The organism is Dietzia sp. SLG310A2-38A2, from assembly GCF_014145095.1.
Taxonomy (GTDB): domain Bacteria; phylum Actinomycetota; class Actinomycetes; order Mycobacteriales; family Mycobacteriaceae; genus Dietzia.
Window position 1 is genome coordinate 1 of sequence record NZ_JAALDX010000204.1, and the last position, 2,085, is coordinate 2,085.

Annotated in this window: 2 protein-coding genes; both read left to right on the forward strand. The window is 70.6% G+C overall.

The genetic code is table 11. The features are described 5' to 3' along the window. Positions 1 to 679, forward strand: a 679-nt coding sequence (locus G6027_RS07795) for a PD-(D/E)XK nuclease family protein (RefSeq protein ID WP_182636679.1), incomplete at its 5' end; no start/stop codon positions are given. 62 nt (positions 680 to 741) lie between these two features. Further along, the gene (locus G6027_RS07800; RefSeq protein ID WP_182636680.1) at positions 742 to 1,821 is read left to right on the forward strand and encodes a potassium channel family protein; all 1,080 of its coding nucleotides are present in this window, start codon (positions 742 to 744) and stop codon (positions 1,819 to 1,821) included. Positions 1,822 to 2,085: the final 264 nt, after the last annotated feature.

The following is a 2,085-nucleotide window of genomic DNA, read 5'->3' on the forward strand; positions in this document are numbered from 1 at the left end:
CCGGGCCGCCGAGCAGCGCGACGCCGTGGTCCTGCCGCGGCGGCTGACCGCCGGCGAAGTGGTGGCCATGGCGACCGACCCTGACGCGTTCGCCGACCGCCTCCGCAGACCGGTGCCGTTCCGGCCCGACCGCTTCGCCCGTCGCGGTACGCGATTCCATCTGTGGCTGGAACACCGCTTCGGGGCCACCCATCTGCTCGACATCGACGACCTCCCCGGCGCCGGGGACCAGGGCGCGGTCGACGGCCTGTCGGAGTCGGACCTGGCGGCGCTGCAGCAGGCCTTCGAGGCGTCTCGGTGGGCACGACTGACACCCGAGGCGGTGGAGGTGCCGTTCGAGGTGGGACTCGGGGAGCATCTGCTGCGTGGCCGGATGGACGCGGTGTTCGCCGACGGGGACGACTGGATCGTCGTGGACTGGAAGACCGGGCGGGTACCGGGTTCCGGGGAGTTGCCCGCCGTCTCGCTCCAGCTGGCGGTCTACCGCTACGCGTGGGCGCACGTCGTCTCCGCCAGGCTCGGTCGCCCCATCGAGCTCGGCAGGGTCCGGGCCGCCTTCCACTACGTCCGCTCCGGCAGGACGGTCGAACCGACCGATCTCCCCGACGCCGAGGAGCTGCTCAGCCTCCTCTCCGCCGGTCCGGGGCGAGGCCGGTTGTTGTCCGACGGGGGCCGATAGGCCACGATGGTCCCGGTGACCCCGACGATTGACGGCGGTCCCGTCCCGGAACGGAGCTGCCGATGGTGAGGAAGCGCGCACTCACGTCCCGTGCCCGTGGCAGCGACCCCCTGGACGAGAGCCCCGACCACATCCTCGTGGGCGTGGTGAGTATCCCCGCGAACGCCGAGAGCCCGTGGCGGCTGATCGGCAAGCGCGTGCTGATGGCCGTGCTCACGCTGTCTCTGGCGGCCCTGGTGGTGTACCTCGATCAGGACGGGTACGAAGGCGGCGGTGGAGCCGACGGCAGGATCACGGTCGTCGACGCGTTCTACTACGCCACCGTCTCTCTCTCGACCACGGGTTACGGAGACATATCCCCGATCACCCAGCAGGCGCGGCTGCTGAACGCCATCCTGATCACGCCGCTGCGCGTGCTCTTCCTGATCCTGCTCGTCGGCACGACCCTGTCGGTGCTCACCGAGCAGTCCCGTCAGGCCCTCAGGATCCAGCGCTGGAGGAACCTCGTGCGTAACCACACCGTCGTCGTCGGCTACGGCACCAAGGGCAGGTCCGCGGTCGCGGCAATGCTCGCCGACGAGATCGCCCCCGACGACATCGTCGTGGTGGACACCGACCCCCAGGCTCTGAGGTCGGCTGCCGCCCGCGGACTGGTCACCGTCCAGGGCTCGGCCACCCGGTCGGACGTCCTCAAGCTCGCGGGCGTCACCCGCGCCGCCGCCGTGGTGGTGGCGACCAACTCCGACGACACCGCGGTGCTGGTCACACTGACCGCACGGGAACTGGCACCCAACGCCAAGATCGTCGCCACCGTTCGCGAGTCCGACAACAAACACCTGTTGAAGCAGTCCGGTGCGGACTCCGTGGTGGTCTCCGCCGAGACGGCGGGCCGGCTGCTCGGACTGGCGACCATCACCCCGACCGTCGTGGGGATGATGGAGGACCTGCTGACGCCAGACGAAGGGTTCTCCATCGCCGAACGGCGCGTGGAGGAGACCGAGGTTGGCGGCTCGCCCCGACATCTCGCCGAACTCGTCCTGGGGGTGGTCCGCAAGGGTCAGCTGATCAAGGTCAACGAGCCCGAGGCCGACGCCCTGCAGACCGGTGACCGACTGCTCTACATCAAGATGGTCTCGGGCTGAGACCTGGTCCGGTGACGCGGGCGGTCCCTGTGGCCACGGCCGTCGCCGGATACGCTGACCGCCCCCTCACGATCTGCATAAGGAACCCCGACCATGCCGCTGGACTTCAGCCTCGACTCCGACCCCGTGCTGTCGGTCGCCGCGCCCGACCGGGCCGCGCCGCTGCGGCAGGACGCCGACGGTCTGGCACAGGGGTGGACCACCGCGCGGGTCATGCGGGTCGACCCCCGCAACCGGTTCGCCACCGACCCCGTGGCGGGGGGA

Coding starts and splice junctions, on each gene's coding strand:
- G6027_RS07800 (WP_182636680.1), top strand. CDS start 742: ATGGTGAGGAAGCGCGCACTCACGTCCCGTGCCCGTGGCAGCGACCCC.